The following is an 18,732-nucleotide window of genomic DNA, read 5'->3' as shown; positions in this document are numbered from 1 at the left end:
CATGTGGGGAATAAGGGGGAATGCCATGCGCTACCTGGGAATGATATACGGCCTGACCTGCTATCTGGCGGGTGTAGCCAGTCTGGTTTTGTTTATTTTATTCGCGAACGGCCACATTGGGGATCTGTTGCCCGCATATGCGAGCCTTGGAATCGACGCACCAAACACCGCACCATACTCGGCTCCCGTTTTGATAAACATCGCCCTCATTGCGCTTTTTGGTATCCAACATTCAGGCATGGCGCGTCGTGGTTTCAAAGCAATTTTGACCCGTGTTCTCCCGCCTGCGCTCGAGCGCAGCACCTATGTGTTAATGACCGCAGTGGTTATTCTGATCATGGTCGAATACTGGCAACCGATGCCCGAGCATATATGGCGCGTGGACAATGAAATGGCCCGCAGCGCCATCAATTCAGTCTATTATTTTGGTTGGGTGTTCAGCCTTGCTGCCACTTATATGATCAATCACTTCCACCTGATGGGGCTTCAGCAATCACTGCAAAAATCATCCAACGCCCAAGACAAGGAATTCCGAACCCCAATGTTCTACCGGTTTGTGCGGCACCCAATTCAAACCGGCATTTTGATCGCTTTGCCCGCCACACCTGACATGACCGAGGGGCGCGCCCTATTAGCAGCAGGTATCGCCACCTACATACTCGTCGGTCTCATGTTCGAGGAACGAGACCTAATCAAGGAGTTCGGTGACACCTACAGGGAATACAAAACCCGCGTCCCCGGCTTACTGCCTTGGTTCACACGCAAGCCATGATACGACGCCTATAGCTTATTAAACGGCACGTTTTCGCTATTATGGCTTGCCCGTTCAAGCAGCTTCTTGGTCATTGCGGCCTCGCCGTCCCGCCCAAGCTTCATCTGGGTTTGCCATAACCCGAACAGAGACCATGCACTGTTAGGATGCCGCACGAGGCTGGCTTTAAACGCATTCTCTGCGTCCTCATATCTGCCAGCTTCATAATAAGCCGCTCCCAAGCTCTGTTCTGCCGCGTAATACCAAAAAGGCGGCTCGGTGTAACCCATGCTGTCCTGCCCGGCGACGGCCTTTTCATATAGCGTCACGGCCTCCTCATGTTGACCTTGGCTCATCAGATAGCGACCTTCTATGATGTCCCGCGCGACAGTCAGGATAGCAACTGCAGGTATGCCCGCGTTCTTGACACCTTCGTGGGCCAAAAGAGCTTCAATTGCCGCGATTTCTGTCTCTACACGTTCATCCCCGGCTTCTGCCAGTTTGGTGCCGCGCGCGTAGTGCCACATCGCCTTGATATAAGGAAAATCATCCCCGGGATCAGGGAGTGCAAGCACTTCATCAAGGCTCGCGAATTGGGCATACACAAAATAAGGAGCTGCCTTGATCGGTGCTATCCACGCGGCTTCCCGCAAGACCTCAAGCGGAATCAAACCATCCAGCTTGGCTGCATATTCTAGCGCCGCCGCGCCATCAGCCGCCATCTGGGCGGAAACCAGCACAAAATGTACGTTGTGAGGATAATACCCGAACCGGTAAAGGTTAGAGCCGGATGTGGTTGCAAGATAGGCCTCATCAACAGCGACCGCCTTGATGTTGGTTTCCAAGCTGTCCAGATATCGCCCAATGCGGAAATAGATATGCCCTGGCATATGCACAAGATGCCCCGCCCCTGGCGCAAGGCCCGCGAGCTTGTCCGCATAAGGTTCGGCCTTGGTGGCGATACTGCTTGCTTCATACAGGTGGATGTAAAGATGAATGGCGCCGTAATGATCGGGGTTGGTCGCGAGCGTCTTTTCGATCATGTCGATCGCGGTCTGGATATGGGGCTTTGGGGTGGTGAAATCCCGCTCCCAATAATCCCATGGTGAGGTATCCATCAATGCTTCAGCATACAGCGTCGCGATATCCTGATCGTTTGGATAGGTCTCAACCAGCCTCGCCATGGCATCGGCGTATTTCTTGTCTAGCTCACTACGGGTAAGGTGCCCGTCCGCACTGTAGCGCTGCCTCAAGGCATCAATAAGCCTCGCTTCCCGTTCATTGGCATTGCGGCGAAGGCTGTGGGCCCTTTCCATGGCCGCAACCGCCTTAACGTTTGCCGCATCATCCATGGGCGCGTTGATATTCGGGCCCAGAGCATAGGCCTCGCCCCAATAACAGATGGCGCACTCAGGGTCTAACTCCTGAGCTTTTTTAAAGGCGCGAATAGCCTCCCAATGGTTGAACCCATATAGCAATGCGAAACCCTGCCTGAAATACGCCCGCGTGAGCGCCACATCGCTTGAGATTGGGAAGTCACGGCTGTCCAGCCCCTCAATGAGGGGGACATCTTCATCGGAAGCCTCGTCAGCAAACGCAGCATTCGAGAGAAGATGTGCTACATCTGGGCGGAAGAGCGTACCACGTTTGGTGCCCACCGGGCCGCATATATTCTGCCTGACCTCCGCCGGGTTAAAGGCGTAGGGCACAGGCCTGGCCTCGTCCGCAGGTACCAGAGTTTGCGAAAGATAAAACCCGCCAAAAGCAGCGAGTAAGGCAAATGGTGGCAATAGAGATTTCATGACTTCCCCCGTCAGTTGATTTTGCGATTGGCAAACCTCAACACTCCTTGAGGTTTTAGTTTAGCATAGTGTGCATAGCCTGCCACCAGCTTTCCCTGACCCGACTTGGCGAAAAGTTTGATCCGTGGCATGCTAGGTTTAAATCAGGGAGGGATATATGGGCAAAAACGGCGCTCTAAACGGTGAAGGCACCTTGAATGTTGCGGTCATTGGTGCTGGCCCAGCCGGGTATTATACCGCGGAAGCTCTGACAGGCACCGAACGACCCGTTAACGTTGATATCATTGACCGCCTACCCACCCCCTTCGGGCTGATCCGCGCAGGCGTCGCCCCGGATCATCAGTCTATCAAGAATGTATCTCGCCGGTATGAAGCAACCAACCAGCGGGATAACGTACGGTTCGTTGGCAATCTGTCCCTTGGACGCGATATTACGCTTGCGGAACTGCGCGACCTTTATGACGCCGTTGTCCTCGCGACAGGCGCCGGAAAAGACCGTCCGCTCGGCATAGAGGGGGAGGACTTGCGCGGTGTTATAGGCTCAGGAGCTTTTGTTGGCTGGTATAATGCGCACCCTGACTATAAAGACCTTGAGCCTGATTTGCGCGTTGCGTCTGTTGCGGTGATCGGCAACGGCAATGTGGCGATAGATGTGGCACGAGTTCTGGCAAAAACGGCAAGTGAAATGGCAACGTCTGACCTAGCGGACCATGCGGCAGGCCGCATCCACGGTGCACCCATAAGGGATATCTATATCCTCGGCAGGCGCGGCCCTCTTGAGGCGAGCTTTACCCCAAAAGAACTTGGCGAGTTAAATCAGCTTGAGAACTGCGTCGCACTGGTGGATGGCACCCAACTCCCTGACGCATCCATCGACAGCTCTCTCTCAGGCGCCGCCAAGAAAAACATGGCCGCCATGCGGGCTATGGCCACCAACAGCCCAGATGCAAAGCCAGTCCGCCTTCATTTACAGTTTTATCGGCGACCGATGGCCATTCTGGGTGACAAATGTGTCTGCGGCATTCGGCTTGAAGAAACAAAGGTAGAAGACGGAAAATGTGTCGGCACTGGCGTTACTGAAGTACTACCCGCCGGGCTCGTTGTGCCGTGCATTGGCTACCGCACCAGCCCTATACCAGATGTACCCTACAGTGAACGATACGGGCATTTTGAAAACGAGAGCGGGCGCATCGCAGATGGCCTGTATTGCGTTGGCTGGGCCAAACGGGGGCCCACTGGCACGATTGGCACCAACAAACCGGACGGTGTTGAGGTCGCACAGGAGATTCTGGGCGAGGTACACCCATCCGGCAAATCAGGTCGTGCTGGCCTTGATCAGATCGTTCAAGAACGTGATCTACATATCGTGACGTTCCAGACCTGGAAAAAAATTGAAGCGCGCGAAGAAGCGGGCGCAACCGCAGGGGCGCCGCGCAAAAAGCTGGTTGATGTAAGTGAAATGGTCCGCATTGCAGAAAGCTGAGAGTGCGAAAGCGCAAACCATCACACTCTCAGCGGCAAGATGCTATAGCTGCCAAAGTTTCAGGGCTTCCTCAGCGATCACCTCTGGATACTCTTCAGGGAAGAAAAGTTTGGCACTCTCCAACCGGCGAATACCGCGCGAGTTCTGCATAACCTGGTTGAGATAATCCGGGCTTTCTTTCGCAAAAATATCGTCTGCCATGCCCCATATGATACGCACCGGCATCTCTAACTTGCGAAGTTCCGCCTCGATCCCGGCAAGAGGGTTAGGTGTCAGCCCAAGCGTGTAGGCATTTGTGAGCGCCTTGCGCGCCTCACTTTCCACCAGCGGGCCAAGGTACATATCAATCGCCTCATCTGTCGGATGACCCGGTTTACTGTAACAAAAGCCCCCCAAGCCGTCTTTTGAGCGCGCGAGATTCTTGTCATTTAACCATGGCACCAGCCACATATCAGGATAAGTCCCTTCTCGCGCCATCTCGATCACGGGCTCAAGTGCAGGTGGCGGGCTGTCTGGCTCCACATCGCAGTTGGTAAACAGAATGCTGCGCACCCGGCTCGGGTATCTCACCGCAAAAATCTGCGCCACAGCGCCACCGCTGTCATTTGCTATAAGGTCCACCGATGAAACACCAAGCTCATCCAGAAACGCAGCCAACATTTCAACTTGATCAAAAGGCGTAACCCCTTGGCCTGCGGCCACTTCACTATAACCGAGACCAAGAAAGTCCGGCGCCAAACACCGCCGACTGCCCGCCAGCCTGGGGATCACGCCACGCCATTGGAAGTTGTTGAGTGGGAACCCGTGCAGCAAAAGAACTGCATCGCCTTCGCCCTCATCCAGATAAGCTATCCGACCAAAGCTTGTTGGCATATAGCGCCGCATTTTGGTATAATGCTCTGCGGTATACTCCAGCTCACCCCCTTCTCCTCCGGCCGCGAATAAATGCCGTCCTGTCGCATTTGCGATGGTCACGCCAGCCATGGCAGCACCCGCCACTTTTAAAAATTGTCTACGTCTCATGTTCTATCTCCGATCTGCATTCAGGCGACTGCCTGCTGAGGGCGAAAATGACGAAGACAAAGACATGAAATCAATGACGTGAGAGGTCATGGTATTCTATCAGTTGATCAGTATGATTTACCAGAGACGACTGAAAGCAGAATGAGAGTGAACCATGCAACCTTATGCTCATGTTGGTGCCTTGTTACGCGACTGGCGAATGAGCCGACACCTTAGCCAGATGGACTTGGCCTTAGACGCTGGCGTTTCAACACGCCATCTCAGTTTTGTGGAAACGGGCAAATCACAACCGAGCCCGGCATTACTTGCGCGCCTTTCAGATGCGCTTGAAATCCCGCTTCGTGAGCAAAATGCACTCTTAATCGCAGCCGGTTTTGCACCCAAATACAGCCGCATCAACCTAATGGACGATGAGATTGCGCCGGTAAGGCAAGCTATAGAATGCATCTTGAGACAACAGGAACCCTACCCCGCCTTTGTCATCGACCGTTATTGGGACATTCTAATGGCAAACGATGCGGCGGGGCGTCTGTTCGCGCACTTGAGAAGTGGCGGTGCAAAACACGGCAACATATTGCATCAGGTCTTCGACCCCACCGATATGCGGCCATTTCTGCTAAACTGGGAAGATGTAGCCAGTGATCTGCTCCAGCATTTACAAAGCGACATTGCAGGTTCTCCGCATGACGCACGAGCAAAGGCTTTGCTGGCTGAGATAATGTCCTACCCTGACGTACCCAAAGAATGGCAGCACCGCAAACCGGGGGCCACGCCGCTACCGCTTCTCACCACTCATTTCGACGACAAAGGGTCTCCGCTCGCGTTCTTCTCAACGATCTCAACGTTCGGGACACCGCGCGACATCACCCTTGCCGAGATCAGGATCGAATGTCTTTTCCCCGTAGATGACACTACAGCCCAGAAATGCCACGCACTCGCGCATTAATGCCGTATTACTGGCCGCGCACGCGTTTCAAAATGCCGCTGAAAGTCAAGATGGTGGTATCGCCAGAGAAAATTTCGCCGCGCACAAACAGCAAGGATTTGGTAGAGCGCACCACCTCCCCCCGTGCCTCAATAAGTTGCCCTTCAAGACCGGCGGAAACAAACTCGGCGTTGAAGCCTACCGTCACTGTTGGGCCACTCAGTTCTTTCCGAGCTAAGGCAAAAAGAGCAAAATCGGCGAAGGTCATCAACAGGCCGCCATGTAGCATGCCATGCCCATTGCAATGCTTGCGTTCAGAGACAAAAGCGCAAACGATTTCCTTCTCATCTTCCTTGAAATAAAAAGGGGCCACCAGGTTTTCAAAAGGATCTTCATCACCCCAGGTGCGGTAACCTCTTGCTTTCAGGTCTTCAGCGGTAAGCGCCACAGGCGGTCCTTCCATGTTAGCTTAGTCGATTGCTACCAGCGTTCCATCAATGCCGCGAACGCCTCTTTCATCTGCAATATAGTAGGCTATCAGGATTTGACCACCCGACAGTAACGTTGCTGACGGGTATCCAACGTCCTTGCTGGCGCTGTCTGCCCTCAGAACCAGTTCTTCTGCATCTTCAAGACGTTGACCAGGTTCCACAAGGCGCGCACGCACGCCCATGGGGTCGTGCCTATAGCCATAAACGAGGAACAACCGCCCGTCGGGCAGGACAAGCGGGTCAAAGGGGTGTCCTTTTATACCAACACTTTCGGGGGCTGAAAATGTCTCCCCATCATCAAACGAGGTGGCTGTGATAAGATGATCATCATTGTGCCCTGTGCGGTTGAACACGGTTAACGCACCGGCAGGCCACTGTGCGAGCGCGGGTTCTGCCAGCGAAATTTCTGGTAGCGAGATCAAAGTATCTTTCACTTCCCAATTTATCCCACCGTCATATGACTGGAAAAAACGAACTGCGGGAAGGTCATGGCCAGAGAGGCTTCCATTGTAAGCAGGCATCAGAAGCGAACCGTCTGAGCGCTCAACCATCCGCCCCCTGAGTGCTGAACTATAGGGCGAAAATGCATCCCGCCCTGCCTTTATCAGAGGGTCACGGGGCATCAGCTTATGGTCTGACCAACTATGCCCCTCGTCAGTGCTAAACCGGCTATAGCTGGCCCAATAAATATACCCTGCGCCGTAACGATCAGCCATCAGAGGACCAGCCCGTCCCATTTCTTTTAACTTCTCGGCAATCTCATAGGTTACGGGGTACCAAAGGAAACCATATTGAAGAAGCCGGCCTGATGAAGTGAGGAACAGGTTCGCATCCTGATCCCCCGCCTCGGGGTAGCTGGGTAAGGAATAAGCCTCACGCTTTACCGCCAAGCCCTCGTCGAACCGAACCATTGCGATGTGGGAGCGGAAATGCACATGATCCACGGCATTCAGCTCTTTGTCTGCCGCATCCCCCAAAAGCCAGCGGTGGTCTGGTGCCCGACGAAAGGCCAGCAGCACATCGCCAGATGGCAGCGCAAGAACTGCAGGAAACGCGCTGTAGAAGTGATCATCACGGTAAAGCGTGCGGTGCTCGATAATGCGAATGGCCATAGTTTACCCTAAAAGCTGTTATCCCCGTCAATCATGCGGCCAATGCCACCTAGGACAGAGCCTTCGCCTCGATCTTTTCCGCCTGCCTGAGGGGCGGATGCGAATATGCGGCCCGCGAGGCGGCTGAAAGGCAAGCTCTGGAGCCACACTTTTCCCGGCCCTTGCAAGCGGGCAAAGAAAACGCCCTCGCCACCAAAGATCATAGATTTGACCCCACCAACACGCTCGATATCCATATCAACACCAGCGGTCATCGCCGCCAGGCATCCTGTATCAACATGCAGCACTTCACCAGCCTTCAGTTCTTTTTCAATAATGGTGCCACCAATATGCACAAACGCCCACCCGTCTCCGTCAAGCCTTTGCATGATGAAACCTTCACCGCCGAAAAGACCAGTCATAATCTTTTGCTGAAAGTGCACACCAACCTGCACACCACGCGCGGCGGCGAGGAAACTATCTTTCTGGCATATCAGCCTCCCGCCATAATCTGAGAGCTTCAGCGCAATGATATTGCCCGGGTAAGGCGCCGCAAAAGCGACACGAGCCTTGCCTACTCCTTCATGCGTAAAAACGGTGGTAAACAGCCCTTCACCAGTGATCAGGCGCTTGCCTGCCCCCAACAGCTTGCCCATAAAACCACCGTCCTGCCCTGACCCGTCACCGAATACGGAGGTCATTTTCACGTCAGGCGCCTTGAACATCATGGCGCCAGCTTCAGCCACCGCAGATTCGCCTGGGTCCAGCTCAACCTCGACAAATTGCATCTCCGCACCCTTGATCTCATAATCGATATCGTCGTTAACACCTGCGCTGCGGCGATGACGACTAATTGGCACTTGTGGAATGTGTGATGACATAGTTTCCCCCTAATACTGTCGTTTATAGATCATTGGTATAAATCACGGGTAGACGCTAACAATCTCGGCATCCCCTCTTGACGAGGACCGAACTGCGTCGCACCTTCTATCTAATGAAGGCATGTTGCCATCTTTTTTCAAGGTTTGGAAAGGGCTGCCATGAAAGGCGTCTGGGCTATAGTAAAATCCATTTTTTCGTTCATTCAGGGGCTTGGTACAACAGCCCTTGGCCTTTTGGTCATCTTCATGCTGTTTGGCCTTTATGCCGCCAGCAACCGTGAAACACGGCCATCAGTGCCAAATGGCGCTGTGCTCGTATTGTGGCCAAATGGCGCGATTGTGGAACAGGTGGAATATCCAGACCCGCTGGAAGCTGTTTTTTCAGACTTCAACAGCACACCACCCCAAACCAGCATTCATGACATTCTGCGGGCGATGGAGCGGGCAAAAAATGATGACCGGATCAAAGCCCTCGCGATCCTGACCGATTCCATTTCTGGCGCCGCGCAAAGCCATTTGCACACCATTGCCGACGGTATTCGCAAGTTCAAGGAAAGCGGGAAAAAAGTATATGCTGTTTCCACGTCCTATAGTCAAAGCACGTATCTGATTGCAGCCCAGGCAGATAAAGTGTTCATGAACCCGGGTGGCGGTGTATTGCTCACGGGGTTTGGTTACTACCCCACGTATTTCAAAAGCATGCTCGACAAGATCGAGGCCAACGTGAATGTCTTCCGCGTTGGGACCTATAAGGCCGCTGTTGAGCCTTTCATTCGTGACGATATGTCGCCTGCTGCCAAGGAAGCCAACATGGCGTTCCTCGGCACGCTGTGGGAGCAATATGAAACTTCTGTCACCAGCGCGCGCAATCTTGAAAACGGCGCCTTGACCGCCGCCCTTGCCCGTGTACCGGACGATCTGCGGGCAGCGGAAGGCGATTTCGCCAAACTCGCGCTCAATACTGGCCTGGTGGACGAACTGGCGCCCCGTATGGCGTGGCGGCAGGAACTGATGGATGAATATGGCTCAACACCAGATGGCCAGTCCTTTAACCAAATCCATTTTGAAACCTACCTTGCCGCGACTGATCGCCCGGTACGCAGCGGTAATGAGATTGCCGTTATCACTGCACAAGGTGAAATCGTCATGGGGGATGGCCCCATCACGGTGACAGCCGCCGAAACCGTTGTTGGCTATATCCGGGACGCCCGCAACAACCCCAACACCGCCGCCATCGTGCTGCGCGTGGATAGCCCAGGCGGCTCAGCTTTTGCGTCAGAACTAATCCGGCAGGAACTTGTGGCCGCGCAGGCGCAAGGTCTTAAGGTTATTGCCTCCTTTGGCCCCGTAGCTGCGTCTGGTGGATACTGGATCTCAGCAACTGCCGATGAAATCTGGGCTGCGCCTAGCACCATCACCGGCTCTATCGGCATTTTTGGTATTGTACCAACGTTTGAGAAAACGCTGGACAAGATCGGCATTCATGCCGACGGTGTTGGCACCTCGCCGCTCGCGGGCGCTTTCAACCCCGCACGGCCACTTGATGATGCAACAAAAGACATCATTCAGCAGTCGATCGAATACGGCTACCGTGAGTTCATCAACCTAGTGGCCGAAGGTCGCAACATGTCTGCGGAAGATGTGGATAAAATCGCGCAAGGCCGAGTGTGGGTAGGTTCAACCGCCCATGAACTAGGCCTCGTGGACAATCTGGGTGAGTTTGACGATGCCGTGCAGGCCGCCGCCCGTGCCGCCGGCGTTGACAGCTACCAGCTTGTGTTCTACCGCGACCATCCTGATCAGTTTGAGCAAATGGTGGCTGATCTCCTCAATTCCACCATCGGTATTAACACAAATGACATGTTCACCGGCCAGATGTCTCCTGTCCTTAAAACAGCGCTTGAATTGAAGGAAGAAGCCGAGCTTTTCCTCAACTTCAACGACCCCATGGGTAAATATGCTGTTTGTTTCGTCTGTAAGGTACGCTGAAGATGAGCGAGGATGTTCGGTCAAAAACGGATGACGACTGGCGCAGTGAACTGACGCCCGAGCAATACCAGGTGTGCCGCTGCGGCGGCACAGAACCACCTTTCAGTGGCCAGTACTGGAACACCAAAACACCAGGCACCTATGTGTGCGCCGCATGCGCCGCGCCCCTGTTTTCCAGCGAAACCAAATACGATAGCGGTTCCGGCTGGCCAAGTTTTTGGGCTGCTATAAACGATGATGCTGTCAGCGAGAAGGTGGATACCACACACGGCATGGTGCGCACCGAGATACTGTGCGCCCGCTGTGACAGCCATTTAGGGCATGTTTTCCCTGACGGCCCCAAGCCCACAGGCCTACGCTACTGCACAAATTCCGCCTCGCTGAACTTGCTGCCGAAAGACTAACCACACTCGCGTTCCATAAAACGCAACACTGGGTAGGGTTTTAGGCAGCTACCGTTTCATTCTAACGATCATACATTCCTTTCAACAGCATCACGCTTTGAAAGGAATTTGAAATGACCAACACCCAAGATCACATCACCGTATTGCGCGTTGACGCCAGCGCCCGCAAAAGCGGCTCCATCTCCCGCGATTTCACCAACCGCTTCATCGACACACTTGCTACCCGTCAAGATGTCGCAACCCTGAGCCACGACACGGCGGAAGGCTTGCCCTTCGTCGATGAAGAATGGATTGGCGCAAATTTCACCCCGGCCGATCAACGCACCGACGCCCAGAAAGAGAAGCTCGCCCTCTCTGATAGCCTGATCGCTGACCTGCAGGCTGCGGACGTGGTCACAATCGGCGTACCGCTCTACAACTTTGGCATCCCTGCATCCCTGAAGGCGTGGATTGACCTTGTGGCTCGCGCCGGTGTTACCTTCAAATATACTGAGAACGGCCCGCAAGGTTTGCTGACAGGCAAAAAAGCGTATCTGTTTGCAGCCTCAGGCGGCACAGAAGTCGGAAGCGCCATCGACTTCGCGGTACCTTACCTCAAACATGCGCTCGCTTTTATCGGCATCACGGATGTCACCGTCATCGCGGCAGATAAAACTGCCATTGACGCGGATGCCAGCCTGAAAGGCGCCGAAACACAGCTCACAAGCGCTCTCACAAGCTTTAAGAAAGCCGCGTAGCCTCATCCCTTTTGAAGTGTGAGCATATAGCACCGTCGTCCGAAAGGCCGACGGTGCATGCGTATTCGCGCTTTAAAGCTCTCTTAGTCCAAACAGCACTGCAGAGCCGATCACCACCATCATGACGAAAAAATAACTGACCCAAATGAAGCCAGCCTTAACGAAGGCGCGCAGAAACCCCTGCCCCTGCCCGACCTTGAGCGCAATAATCAGGTAGAGTGATGTACCCCACCAGAATAGCCCAGCCCCCAAATCACTGCCATAAAGTGGTACAATGATAATGAGTGCTGTCAGCAGCAGGAACAGGAAGCTATGGAAATGAAGCGAGAACACCAGTTGATGCAGATAGTATCGCTCCTTCCCCCAATGGAAGGCACGCAGGATCAGCGCAAAAACAGGCAGCAAAACAAATAACGCACGCGGCAGCCATTCGTTGAACAGGCGGTTAAACGCCTCGGGTTGCTGAAGTGCCCGCGCAAACCCCTTGGTAACATCCTTGATAAAATCCGGCACAGAAGGGTCATCAAGGACCCTGTTGATATCTTCCTGTTTAAAGCCCTCACGATCCTCATCGTCATTGGGCACAAACATATCAACCTCAACGTCATACGGCAGATCAAAATCCACATCTGCCTCATCTGTCGACGGCGGTTTTACCGTAAGCGCCTCAGGGTCGTTAGCCATCTCTTCAAGCTTTTTGCGGGCTTCGGGCGGAATTTTATCCCCCTCTTTGGCCAGCGCTTCCTTAAGCTTTTCCCGCACCAAGGCGCCTTGTTCGTCAGCTAATGCGTTCGGCTGTTCTTGATCCGCACCCTCCACGGCATCTTCTGCTGTAGGCGGGGCGGCTGGCGCCTCTTCCGGCTCCTCCTCTTCATCAGAGATGCCCATATCCCTTAAGGCCGATTGAACGTCCTTCACCGCCTCTTTTCTAGCCTCAACAGCTTCTTCGGTATTCGGGCGGGGTGTCACATTAATATCGAGAATCAAGACATCCGCGATTGCCAGGATGACAAAAAACATAATGGAAACAGTGATATAAAGCCTAAGCGGCGGCACAAACTGTGCCCTACGCCCCATAGTGAACGCACGTGTTAGCCCGCCCGGCACCAACACCAGCAGGAACAGCGTCTTGAACAGACGGCTATCGCTTGAGAATACATTATCGAGGATTTCACGCAGCAAAGACCAGAACGGTCGTTTGAAGTCATCATCGCGCTGGCCACAAATATGGCAGAAAGGCCCGGTAAGCTCTGCGCCACAATTACTACAGCCGAGGCCAGCCTCCTGAATCTCGCGGGCTACCAGTTTGTGGTCGCCACGCTTCCTTTGTTCACGCCGCAACCGCCTGCGTTTAAGAAGTACGATCCATTTCCTGATAAGTCTCTTCATCAAGCCCTCCCCATAAAGCCCTTATACCAAAGGCTTTTTTATGTGGCTAGCTCTTAGGAGACTCAGTTCCTGGCAAGATTAGCCCCGTGCGAGTACCCTGTCCGCTACATAGGGGTTGCTTTGCCGCTCTGCCCCAAAGGTAGAGAGAGCACCGTGGCCCGGCACAAATGTGATGTCATTGCCAAGCGGCCAGAGCTTGCTTGTGATGGCGTTGATCAGGTCAGCATGGTTACCGCGCGGAAAATCTGTCCGCCCGATCGATCCCTTGAACAGCACATCGCCCACAAAGGCAACCTTGTGTTTCGGTTCAAAAAAGACGACATGGCCGGGCGTATGCCCCGGTGTATGCAAAACCTGCATGGTGATATTGCCGAGCGAAACCTCGTCACCATCGTTCAACCATTCATCCGGTTCAACACACCTTAACCCAGGCATGTTGTATTGGGCGGCATGTTCCTCGATCTGATCGAGCCAGAAAGCGTCATCCTTGTGTGGCCCGATGACCGGTAGGCCAAGTTTTTCCCTAATATCCTGCGCGCCACCAGCGTGATCTAGGTGCCCATGGGTCAGGAATATTTTCTTGAGGGTCACCCCGGCTTTTTTCGCTGCTTCCAACAGTTTGTCGGCCTCTCCACCCGGATCAACAAACGCAGCCTCCATCGTTTCATCGCACCAGATCAGACTACAGTTCTGGGCAAACGGCGTTACGGGGACGATCTGGGCTTTTAACATACAGCTACTCCTTAGGGCTCGGACGAGACCATAAACGACCCTTCCGCCAGCCTTCAAGCTTTGAATTGATGTAGCGTGCCGGGCAAATAATTAAAGCCTTGATGGTGGGAATCTGCTCAGGCATACCGACAAGGAAGGCGTCTATAGGCCACAACCGTCCATCTACTGGAGAACATCTCTTGCGTACGTTAGTCTTGCTGGTAGCAGCCTTGTTTGTCGTCAGCGCATGCGCTGTGGTCACTGTACCTGTAAAAGTTGCGACCACCGCTGTTGGTACCGCAGTGGATATTGTCGACTAAGACAGATAGGACTTTGAGCTGCAAACTGGCATTGCAACTGTTGCCAGATCGCGCTAGCATCCACATAGTTTAGTGCTAAAATAAATTGCCGACCGGAAGGATAATGTCCATGAGCGAAACACCAGACGAAGGCACCCGCCCAGCAACAGCGGTTGATGTCTCGGGTGAAGATATTCATTGGCAGCAGGACATCAGCTATGGTGCCTACCTGAAGCTTGACAATTTGCTGGCCTGTCAGACGCCCCTGTCTGACAAACACGACGAGATGTTATTTGTTGTCATCCATCAAGCGTCCGAGCTGTGGATGAAAGCTTGCCTGCATGAGCTGCGGGCGGCCATGGCTCACCTGAAGGACGACAATCTTGGCCCCGTGTTCAAGATGTTGTCGCGGGTCGCAAAAATTCAGGCAAACCTGCAACAATCATGGGAAATCCTGTCTACGATGACGCCGGCTGATTACGCCGCTTTTCGTGATGATCTGGGGCAAAGCTCAGGCTTCCAGAGCTTTCAGTACCGAGAGATTGAATACAGCCTCGGCAACAAAAGTGCCCGCATGGCCGAAGCCCATAAAAGCGTGCCCGCTCGCTATGAACGCCTGCAGAATGTGTTAAACGCCCCAAGCTTTTATGACCTCTGCTTACAGCTATTGGCGCGGCGCGGGTTCGACATCCCGGCCGATAAGCTCAAACGCGACTGGCGACAGCCTTATGAGGCGAGCGAGGGCGTCGAACGCGCGTGGCTTGAGGTGTATCGTGATACCAAAAAACATTGGGACCTCTATGAGCTCGCGGAGAAACTGGTGGACCTCGAACATCATTTCCACCTTTGGCGGTTCGCGCATATGAAAACCGTTGAACGCATCATCGGCTATAAGAAGGGCACCGGCGGCACGGGTGGTGTTTCCTACCTCGTGAAGGCGCTTGATCTGCGCTTCTTCCCGGAACTGTGGACCGTGAGGACAAGCCTGTGACCCGCATCTATGACATCAGCCAGACCATCCGGCCCGGCATACCCGTCTGGCCCGGTGACAGCGAGTTCACGCTTGAACGCACCTGGAATATTGAACCCGGCGAATGCCCCGTCAACGTAAGTGCAATTCGCCTGTCCACCCACACCGGTAGCCACGCTGACAGCCGCCTGCATTTCGACGACAAGGGCGTTGATTGCGCAGAAACCGAGCTTGACGCTTATATCGGGCCCGCGCACCTGATCGACCTGTCATCTGAGGTGGCCGCCGGCGAGCTTGTTGAACCGCACCACCTGGACGGCAAAGTGCCAGAGGTCGCCGAACGTGTTCTCATCAAGCTGTTTAAGTCGTTCCCGCACGACGGTTGGGACCCTGACTTTCCGGCTATCAGCGCTGATGCCATTCGTTTTCTCGCGGCCCGCGAGTGCCAGCTTATCGGGCTTGATGTACCATCGCTCGACCCACAGGACAGCAAAACGCTTGATGCGCATTTCGCTGTTGATAAGGCTGGCATGGCGATACTGGAGGGGCTCGTTTTTGATGATGTTCCGGTCGGGGACTATGAGCTGATCGCGCTGCCGCTCAAAATATCAGGTGCCGACGGCAGCCCTGTGCGTGCCATTTTAAGGAGCCTTTCATGATCCCCACTTCGCTTGACTGGTGCCAAAAGCAGGATTCCACTGACCCGCTCCGTGAAATCCGGGACCGCTTTGATCTGCCGGGTGGCGTCATCTATATGGATGGCAATAGCCTCGGCCCAAGCCCCAGAGGTGTGGCGGAACGCCTCGCGCATGTGGTTGCCGAGGAGTGGCGTACAGACCTGATCAAAAGCTGGAACACGGCGGACTGGATCAACCTGCCTTCTCGTGTGGGCGCGCAAATCGCACCGCTGATTGGCGCGGGGCCCGATGAGGTGATCATGGCAGACAGCACGTCCGTCAACATCTTCAAGGCGGCGGCGGCGGCATGCCGCATGAACCCTGGCCGTACAGAAATACTGTCTGAGCCCGGAAATTTCCCGACCGACCTATATATGTTGCAGGGCCTTGCTGATTTTCTAGGACCTGAGTATCACCTGCGCACGGTTGAGCGCACTGAAATCAAGGACGCTATCAGCGACAAAACCGCTGTCGTGCTCTTGACGCATGTGCATTATGTCACCGCCGATATGTTTGATATGGCAGACATCACCGAAGCAGCGCACGCTAAAGGCGCGCTCATGGTCTGGGACCTGAGCCATTCAACAGGCGCGGTACCCGTTGACCTCGGCAGGGCAAACGCTGACTTTGCTGTGGGGTGCGGCTATAAATACCTGAATGGCGGCCCGGGCGCACCGGCCTTCATTTATGTCGCCCGGCGGCACCTTGAGACAGCGCGCCAGCCCCTTTCCGGCTGGTTTGGCCACCAATCACCCTTTGATTTCAAGGATGAGTTTGAACCGGCCTCTGACATCCGCCGCATGCTTGTTGGTACCACAAGCGTACTGGCTGCCTCTGCCTTTGAAAGTGCGCTTAAGGCATTTGAAGGTGTTGATATGCGTGTGGTGCGGCAAAAATCGCTGGCGCTTACGGACCTTTTCATCGCGCTGGTGCGGGAACGGCTGAGTGAATTTAACCTTGGCATCGTAACGCCAGAGAAACATTCAAACCGAGGCAGCCACGTGTCGCTCAGTTTTGCGGAAGGCTATGCCGTCATGCAGGCGCTGATTGACCGGGGCGTAATTGGTGATTTCCGCGCGCCCAATTATATGCGTTTTGGCTTCACGCCGCTGTATCTGGGCTTTGAAGACGTGTACCGTGCGGTTGAAATTCTGGAAGACATCCTGCGCACTGACGCATGGAAAGACAGTAGATACAAAGCGAAAAGCAGCGTTACTTAACGCTCAGCCTACCAGCTTGAGGTTACCTTTGGGGAAGCGCCGCCAGTGCGGCTTGCCCGGGGCAATCTCAACGCCGCCAACAAACCTGGGCTCAGGCATATAATCAAGCCAGTCTTCCTCGGTCATCAGGATGCGTTCACCAAGCGTTGTAAGTGCGAGTGTATGCTCGGCAAAGCTTGCACCATGCGTAACAATCTCCGCCGCCCCGCCCCGCACAAGGCGGTCGAGTTCATGCCAATACATCAGGTCACCGAGATAGGGCCGTGGCTCATAGCGCAGCATCAATTGCCCAAACATCTTGCCCGCTGTGATAGCGCCTTTCTCGGCCAGAATGCGCAGGCTTAACGTTTCCGTGAGACCAAGACCATGACGAGAGGACGGCAGCTCATCAAGATGCCGGTCTATCGCGCCTGCCATTGGCGGAATGGCTGGTGTACCGTCATGCATGATGGTGGCCAACATTGAGGGCGTAGCCATCGTAAGCGCGCACCATACCTCTTTCCCGAGCCGGATATGGTCTTGCGTCACCCGCAGACGCTTCTCCCACACCGCTTTGAGATCATTAGGGCCAAGCTGGCCGAGGCCGGTAAAGCGTGGCAGGACGGGATAGTCATCCACACAAACCAGATCAATTTCCGGCAGGCTGCTCAGGCTGTCAAAATGATTGAGCACATAAGCAAGGATCAACTGGTCATAATGATCATGCTCAAACCATAGTGTTATATTGTCATAGTCATGCGCATGCCGTAGCGCTTCATAGCGGCGGCTTTGCCGGGCGGTGACCTCATCTGGCGCAATACCATAGGCATTTGCGATAAAATCACTGCGCTCATGAAGGAAATCCGCGTGTGGCAAAGGCCGTACAGGCCCCTGGCAGTAAGGGTCTGAAAAATCGAGGAAATCCCCTTCAAACCCGGCATCCTGCAAGGCTTTTTCAATATCCTGCCCGCACCTGATATGAAGCGTTGATTTTGAGCGTGTCGCCACATCACCCCCTGAAAATGGAATCATTATGAACCGATCATGCGCAAGCGTGCCTGAAAGATATGGCACCCACAAGGCATGAACGTGAGCTATGTGTTTTTCAAAGAAAAAAGGGGCGACAACGTCGCCCCGAGAGTGTGGGAAGAGGAAAGAGAGAAAATCGTCTTAACGATTTTCAGCAAGCTTATAGTGAACCGGCAGCACAATATCGCCTGGCTCTTGCCCTTCAGGCAGGCTTGGCAGTTTACCGATGCGGTTGGCGAGAAGAAGAGCTTCGGCATCGAGCGCATCATTACCGGAAGACTGGGCAATTTCCTGGCGCTCAACCGAGCCGTCTGCATTCAGTGTCAGGCGCACTTTCACGCGGCCTTCAACACCGTCAACCGCCAGGTCACGCGGGTAAGAGACCGTGTTGGCTACGCGGCGGCGCACAGCATCACGCCAAACGCTTACCGGGTCTTTAACTGCAGCTTTAACGGTGCGTTTTTCTGCGAGTTTAAACGTCAGCGGCACAACAAAGCTGGCATCCGTTGCACTCGCCGGGGCTGGTAGGCGCTCAAGCTTCGACGCCATACGGAACACGGCACGGTCCAGCACCGGTGAGCCAGAGCTTTCCATGATGGCATAGTCTTCAACACGGCCATCGTTTGCCACGTCCACGCGCAGCATCACAGTGCCTTCAACACCTTGTTCAAGCGCACGGCTTGGGTAGTTTTGAACGCGAGCAAGTTCTTCGCGAATTTGCTGGTTCCATTGCGCGTCGTTGTTTGCCTCTCCTGCGCTAACAGGAAGGGCTGTTGCAGTTGCAAGTGCAGCGCATACCGCTGCAGATTTAATCACTGGGGAGAAGAAGTTCGGGCGGGACATTTCCATTGCTCCTGATACAAAACCTGGCGCCATCTAAG

Annotated in this window: 18 protein-coding genes; 9 read left to right on the top strand and 9 right to left on the bottom strand. The window is 54.3% G+C overall.

The features are described 5' to 3' along the window. Nucleotides 1–25: 25 nt before the first annotated feature. On the top strand, nucleotides 26–772 hold the full coding sequence (locus tag ACN0XZ_RS15530) for a methyltransferase family protein (RefSeq protein ID WP_417458707.1): 747 nt from the start codon (nucleotides 26–28) through the stop codon (nucleotides 770–772). 8 nt (nucleotides 773–780) lie between these two features. On the opposite strand, the gene ACN0XZ_RS15525 is transcribed toward ACN0XZ_RS15530, so the two are convergent. Beyond that, nucleotides 781–2,553, bottom strand: a complete 1,773-nt coding sequence (locus ACN0XZ_RS15525) for a tetratricopeptide repeat protein (RefSeq protein WP_417458706.1) — start codon at nucleotides 2,551–2,553, stop codon at nucleotides 781–783. Between the two features lie 157 nt (nucleotides 2,554–2,710). On the opposite strand from ACN0XZ_RS15525, the gene ACN0XZ_RS15520 reads away from it, so the two are divergent. Continuing rightward, entirely contained in the window at nucleotides 2,711–4,036 is a 1,326-nt protein-coding gene (locus ACN0XZ_RS15520; protein ID WP_417458705.1) for an FAD-dependent oxidoreductase, read from the top strand. Nucleotides 4,037–4,078: 42 nt separating this feature from the next. Here ACN0XZ_RS15520 and ACN0XZ_RS15515 read toward each other — a convergent pair whose 3' ends face one another. Then, nucleotides 4,079–5,059 carry an alpha/beta fold hydrolase gene (locus tag ACN0XZ_RS15515; RefSeq protein ID WP_417458704.1) on the bottom strand — a complete coding sequence of 327 codons (981 nt, stop codon included), beginning with the start codon at nucleotides 5,057–5,059 and terminating at the stop codon, nucleotides 4,079–4,081. A gap of 154 nt (nucleotides 5,060–5,213) precedes the next feature. On the opposite strand from ACN0XZ_RS15515, the gene ACN0XZ_RS15510 reads away from it, so the two are divergent. Next, entirely contained in the window at nucleotides 5,214–6,005 is a 792-nt protein-coding gene (locus ACN0XZ_RS15510) for a helix-turn-helix domain-containing protein (RefSeq protein ID WP_417458703.1), read from the top strand. 7 nt (nucleotides 6,006–6,012) lie between these two features. Here ACN0XZ_RS15510 and ACN0XZ_RS15505 read toward each other — a convergent pair whose 3' ends face one another. The 3 genes from ACN0XZ_RS15505 to ACN0XZ_RS15495 are packed head-to-tail and all read right to left on the bottom strand — an operon-like array spanning nucleotide 6,013 to nucleotide 8,447. Next, on the bottom strand, nucleotides 6,013–6,432 hold the full coding sequence (locus ACN0XZ_RS15505; protein ID WP_417458702.1) for a PaaI family thioesterase: 420 nt from the start codon (nucleotides 6,430–6,432) through the stop codon (nucleotides 6,013–6,015). A 21-nt stretch (nucleotides 6,433–6,453) separates the two neighbouring features. Further along, nucleotides 6,454–7,587 carry a sialidase family protein gene (locus tag ACN0XZ_RS15500; RefSeq protein ID WP_417458701.1) on the bottom strand — a complete coding sequence of 378 codons (1,134 nt, stop codon included), beginning with the start codon at nucleotides 7,585–7,587 and terminating at the stop codon, nucleotides 6,454–6,456. Between the two features lie 8 nt (nucleotides 7,588–7,595). Next, nucleotides 7,596–8,447 (bottom strand): TIGR00266 family protein, encoded by an 852-nt coding sequence (locus tag ACN0XZ_RS15495; RefSeq protein ID WP_417458700.1) that lies wholly within the window; start codon nucleotides 8,445–8,447, stop codon nucleotides 7,596–7,598. 159 nt (nucleotides 8,448–8,606) lie between these two features. On the opposite strand from ACN0XZ_RS15495, the gene sppA reads away from it, so the two are divergent. The 3 genes from sppA (at nucleotide 8,607) to ACN0XZ_RS15480 (ending at nucleotide 11,577) form a co-directional block, all read left to right on the top strand. Continuing rightward, nucleotides 8,607–10,436, top strand: a complete 1,830-nt coding sequence (gene sppA / locus ACN0XZ_RS15490; RefSeq protein ID WP_417458699.1) for a signal peptide peptidase SppA — start codon at nucleotides 8,607–8,609, stop codon at nucleotides 10,434–10,436. A 2-nt stretch (nucleotides 10,437–10,438) separates the two neighbouring features. Continuing rightward, nucleotides 10,439–10,840, top strand: a complete 402-nt coding sequence (msrB, locus tag ACN0XZ_RS15485) for a peptide-methionine (R)-S-oxide reductase MsrB (protein ID WP_417458698.1) — start codon at nucleotides 10,439–10,441, stop codon at nucleotides 10,838–10,840. A 113-nt stretch (nucleotides 10,841–10,953) separates the two neighbouring features. After that, complete coding sequence (locus ACN0XZ_RS15480) at nucleotides 10,954–11,577, top strand: FMN-dependent NADH-azoreductase (protein WP_417458697.1); 624 nt, start codon at nucleotides 10,954–10,956, stop codon at nucleotides 11,575–11,577. 72 nt (nucleotides 11,578–11,649) lie between these two features. On the opposite strand, the gene ACN0XZ_RS15475 is transcribed toward ACN0XZ_RS15480, so the two are convergent. Beyond that, a complete protein-coding gene (locus ACN0XZ_RS15475) occupies nucleotides 11,650–12,966 on the bottom strand; it encodes a DUF3667 domain-containing protein (RefSeq protein WP_417458696.1) in 1,317 nt (438 codons plus the stop codon). Nucleotides 12,967–13,044: 78 nt separating this feature from the next. Further along, a complete protein-coding gene (locus ACN0XZ_RS15470; RefSeq protein ID WP_417458695.1) occupies nucleotides 13,045–13,698 on the bottom strand; it encodes an MBL fold metallo-hydrolase in 654 nt (217 codons plus the stop codon). Between the two features lie 408 nt (nucleotides 13,699–14,106). On the opposite strand from ACN0XZ_RS15470, the gene kynA reads away from it, so the two are divergent. From kynA to kynU, 3 genes are read left to right on the top strand one after another with little or no spacing between them, the layout of a single operon-like run. Next, nucleotides 14,107–14,967 carry a tryptophan 2,3-dioxygenase gene (kynA, locus tag ACN0XZ_RS15465; protein WP_417458694.1) on the top strand — a complete coding sequence of 287 codons (861 nt, stop codon included), beginning with the start codon at nucleotides 14,107–14,109 and terminating at the stop codon, nucleotides 14,965–14,967. After that, the gene (kynB, locus tag ACN0XZ_RS15460) at nucleotides 14,964–15,605 is read left to right on the top strand and encodes an arylformamidase (RefSeq protein WP_417458693.1); all 642 of its coding nucleotides are present in this window, start codon (nucleotides 14,964–14,966) and stop codon (nucleotides 15,603–15,605) included. The genes kynA and kynB overlap by 4 nt, the downstream gene beginning before the upstream one ends. Then, entirely contained in the window at nucleotides 15,602–16,843 is a 1,242-nt protein-coding gene (gene kynU / locus ACN0XZ_RS15455) for a kynureninase (protein ID WP_417458692.1), read from the top strand. The genes kynB and kynU overlap by 4 nt, the downstream gene beginning before the upstream one ends. 3 nt (nucleotides 16,844–16,846) lie before the next feature. On the opposite strand, the gene ACN0XZ_RS15450 is transcribed toward kynU, so the two are convergent. Together ACN0XZ_RS15450 and ACN0XZ_RS15445 are read right to left on the bottom strand one after the other, a co-directional pair. Further along, a complete protein-coding gene (locus ACN0XZ_RS15450) occupies nucleotides 16,847–17,830 on the bottom strand; it encodes a DUF1835 domain-containing protein (RefSeq protein ID WP_417458691.1) in 984 nt (327 codons plus the stop codon). A gap of 162 nt (nucleotides 17,831–17,992) precedes the next feature. Continuing rightward, nucleotides 17,993–18,694 (bottom strand): TonB family protein, encoded by a 702-nt coding sequence (locus tag ACN0XZ_RS15445; protein ID WP_417458690.1) that lies wholly within the window; start codon nucleotides 18,692–18,694, stop codon nucleotides 17,993–17,995. Between the last annotated feature and the right edge of the window lie 38 nt (nucleotides 18,695–18,732).

This window comes from Kordiimonas sp., assembly GCF_048264555.1.
Lineage (GTDB): Bacteria > Pseudomonadota > Alphaproteobacteria > Sphingomonadales > Kordiimonadaceae > Kordiimonas.
The sequence above is the reverse complement of the archived record's forward strand: the minus strand, read 5'-3'. Positions and strand labels throughout refer to the sequence as shown.